4 protein-coding genes are annotated in these 3,458 nt (G+C 71.5%); 2 read left to right on the top strand and 2 right to left on the bottom strand.

Annotated features, from left to right (window positions below):
- The coding region (locus KBX39_RS26765) for a His/Gly/Thr/Pro-type tRNA ligase C-terminal domain-containing protein (RefSeq protein WP_247660633.1) at positions 1-614 on the top strand (614 nt) is incomplete at its 5' end.
- 56 nt (positions 615-670) lie between these two features.
- Here the strand turns inward: KBX39_RS26765 and KBX39_RS26760 are convergent.
- A complete protein-coding gene (locus KBX39_RS26760) occupies positions 671-1,642 on the bottom strand; it encodes a type IV toxin-antitoxin system AbiEi family antitoxin domain-containing protein (RefSeq protein ID WP_210873111.1) in 972 nt (323 codons plus the stop codon).
- Between the two features lie 178 nt (positions 1,643-1,820).
- On the opposite strand from KBX39_RS26760, the gene dusB reads away from it, so the two are divergent.
- A complete protein-coding gene (gene dusB, locus KBX39_RS26755; protein ID WP_104112439.1) occupies positions 1,821-2,984 on the top strand; it encodes a tRNA dihydrouridine synthase DusB in 1,164 nt (387 codons plus the stop codon).
- Positions 2,985-3,043: 59 nt separating this feature from the next.
- Here the strand turns inward: dusB and KBX39_RS26750 are convergent.
- A partial coding sequence (locus tag KBX39_RS26750) for a C39 family peptidase (protein ID WP_210873109.1) occupies positions 3,044-3,458 on the bottom strand: 415 nt, incomplete at its 5' end.

Raw genomic sequence — 3,458 nt, 5'->3', positions numbered from 1 at the left:
AGCTCTGCCACTACTCGAAGCGCACCGTCGACATCGAGTACCGGTTCCGGTTCGGCGGCAGCGAGTTCGCCGAGCTGGAGGGCATCGCCAACCGCACCGACTTCGACCTGTCCACGCACAGCAAGCACTCCGGCGTCGACCTGTCGTACTTCGACCAGGGCAAGGGCGAGCGCTGGATGCCGTACGTGATCGAGCCGGCCGCCGGCCTCACCCGCGCGGTACTGGCGTTCCTGCTCGAGGCGTACGACGAGGACGAGGCGCCGAACACCAAGGGCGGCGTGGACAAGCGCACCGTCATGCGCTTCGACCCGCGGCTGGCCCCGGTCAAGGTCGCCGTGCTGCCGCTGTCGCGTAACGAGGCGCTGTCGCCGAAGGCCAAGCAGCTCGCCACCGACCTGCGCAAGCGCTGGGTGGTCGAGTTCGACGACTCGCAGGCGATCGGCCGCCGCTACCGCCGGCAGGACGAGATCGGTACGCCGTTCTGCGTCACCGTCGACTTCGACACGCTCGACGACAACGCCGTGACGGTCCGGAACCGGGACACCATGGCCCAGGAGCGCGTCTCGCTGGACCAGGTCGAGCGCTACCTGATCGAGCGCCTCCCCGGCTGCTGACCTTGCTGTAAGGAAGGGCCCCTTCTTAACGCCTCGCGTAGAGAAGGGGCCCCTTCTTAACACCCGTCGCCGGGGGAGATCGGCTCCGCCCGTACGCCGGTCGCGGCGCCCACCCCGCGCCTGGCCGCGTACGCGTCCTCGACCGTGCGCCGCACCCGGCCCGGCTCCCTGCGGATCTGCGCCGGCGTGAAGTGCAGGACCAGCACCCCGTACCGGCTCAACTCGTTGTGCCGGTCCAGCGTCCGTGCCCAGTCGGTCGGGCTGAGGTGGTACTCCCGCGAGTCGACCTCCAGCGCCACCGCGCAGTCGGCGAGGTAGCCGTCCGGCGTCGGCAGGCGGGTGCCGTCGGCCGCCGACAGCCGCGGGTTCCACAGGATCCCGCCGAGCACGCCGCTGCCGCCCAGGCACTCCCGCAGCTCGGTCTCCGGCGCGGAGCGGACCCCGTCCGTGATCTCGGCGAACGCCTTCCGGATCAGGGCGGTGCGACTGCGCCGGGCCCGGCGGATCTCCGCGTCCAGGCTGTCCAGATCGGTGAAGCCGCGCTGCACGGCCTCCGCCACCGTCGCCCGTACCGGCCGCAACTGGCGCAGGTCGCGGGCCGCGTCCACCACCGCCCGCGCCGGCGAGCACACCGGATAGAGCGCGGTCCGCCGGGCCCGCGGATCAAGCTCCAGGGCCCGCGCGATCACCGCGTGACCGGCCGAGCGGCGCCGCGCGTGGTGCGGCAGGATCAGGTGTACGTCAGCAGTGCGCGGACTGTGCCGAAAGCCGTACCAGATCAGGGCGGCCAGGCCGGTGATCTGCGCGTCGGCGCCTGCGTAGAGCGCCGCCGAGATGCGTCGCTGCTCGTCGGTGAGGGTGCCGGTGACGAGCGCGTACGTGGCCGGCAGCACGCGCTGCCACAGGCCGCGCCGGGTCTGCCGGTACAGGTACATGTCGTCGTATCCGACGCCGAGAAGCTGTGTCCGCGTGACGATCTGCTGCTGGCGTTCCGCCAGGTCGCCGAGTTCGGGTGGTTGTTCGGGCATGCCCGGCAGCGTGCGGGCTCCGCCGATCCTTCTGTGGCCCGCTCGCCCGCCCTGTGGACAGCCGGCCCGGCTGTGGAGAGCGTCCGCGAGGCGGGCCGGCTGTGATATGCGCCCTGTTAACAAGGGGCCCCTGCACTACCGGAGACGTTAATAAGGGGCCCTTCCTTACACTTGGTCGGTGACTGCCCCGACGCTGCCCGCGCTGACCATCGGCCCGCACCAGGTGTGGCCGCCGGTGGTGCTCGCGCCGATGGCCGGGATCACCAACGTCGGCTTCCGCCGGCTCTGTCGCGAGCAGGGCGGCGGCATCTACGTCTGCGAGATGATCACCACCCGGGCGCTCGTCGAGCGGAACCCGAAGACGCTGCGCATGATCGCCTTCGGCGCCGAGGAGCAGCCCCGCAGCCTCCAGCTCTACGGCACCGACCCGGAGATCACCGCCGCCGCCGTGCGGATCGTGGTCGAACGCGACCTGGCGGATCACATCGACCTGAACTTCGGCTGCCCCGTACCCAAGGTCACCCGGCGCGGCGGCGGCTCGGCCCTGCCGTGGCGCCGCCGGCTGTTCGCCCGGTTGGTCAAGGCCGCGGTGGACGCCGCGTCACCCGCCGGGGTGCCGGTCACCGTCAAGATGCGCAAGGGCATCGACGACGACCACCTGACGTACGTCGAGGCGGGGCTGGCGGCCCAGGACGCGGGCGTCGCGGCGGTCGCCCTGCACGGGCGTACGGCCGCGCAGCGCTACTCCGGCACCGCCGACTGGGACGCGATCGCCACGCTCAAGTCGGCGCTCGACGTGCCGGTGCTCGGCAACGGTGACATCTGGGAGGCCGACGACGCGCTGCGGATGGTCGCGCACACCGGCGTGGACGGCGTGGTGATCGGGCGCGGCTGCCTGGGCCGGCCGTGGCTGTTCGCCGACCTGGAGGCCGCGTTCAACGGCAGCCCCGAGCGGCGGCTGCCCTCGCTCGGCGAGGTGGCGGTGACCATGCGCCGGCACGCCGAGCTGCTGGTGGAGCAGTTCGTGGCCGGTGCCCGCAACCCGGCCCGGGGCGAGCGGGACGGCTGCACCGACTTCCGCAAGCACGTCGCCTGGTACCTGAAGGGCTTCCCGATCGGCAGCGAGCTGCGCCGCTCGCTCGCCATGATCGAGAGCTTGGCGCAGCTCGACGACCTGCTCGGCAAGCTCGACCCGGCCGTACCGTTCCCGGTGGAGAACCTCGGCCAGCCGCGCGGCCGCACCAACTCCCCGGGCAAGGTTTTCCTGCCCGACGGGTGGCTGGCCAGCCGCGACGACGACACCCCGCCGGACGGCGCCGAGCTGGACGACTCCGGCGGCTGACAACCCGGGTACGCCGAAGGGCCCGACCCCGTGGTGGGGGTCGGGCCCTTCGTGTTCGGTCAGGAGCTGTAGCCGCGGCTGGCGATCCAGCGGGCGAGCTCGTCCACGTCCATCCGGTAGGAGGCCTGGTTCGGGTTCGCCGAGTCGGCGATCGTCACGACCTTCCCGCCGTCGCGGTAGCCCACCACGCTGATGTAGTGGCCACCCTCGAAGGAGTGGGCGTTGCCGTCGGTGTCGGTCGCGGTGCCGGCGATGTTGGCCACCACGGCACGGCCGTCGTCGACGGTCTTGACCACGTCGGCGCGCAGCTTGTCGACCTTGTCGCGGTCGCGGGCCTTGTCCACGGGGATCTCGGTGGACTTGTAGACGTCCTTACCGGTCTCCTTGTTCAGTACCGGGGTGATGTCGTTGATGGAGTTGGTGCCGGCTTCGGTGGTGCCCATCTCCTCGGCCATGGCGTGTACGTCGATGTTC

The organism is Micromonospora sp. D75, assembly GCF_018070405.1.
Taxonomy (GTDB): Bacteria; Actinomycetota; Actinomycetes; order Mycobacteriales; family Micromonosporaceae; genus Micromonospora; species Micromonospora chalcea.
This window is presented reverse-complemented; position numbering and strand designations above follow the sequence as displayed.

Excerpts from the sequence above, each read along its gene's own strand:
- KBX39_RS26760 (WP_210873111.1), bottom strand. The coding sequence starts at position 1,642 with ATGCCCGAACAACCACCCGAACTCGGCGACCTGGCGGAACGCCAGCAG.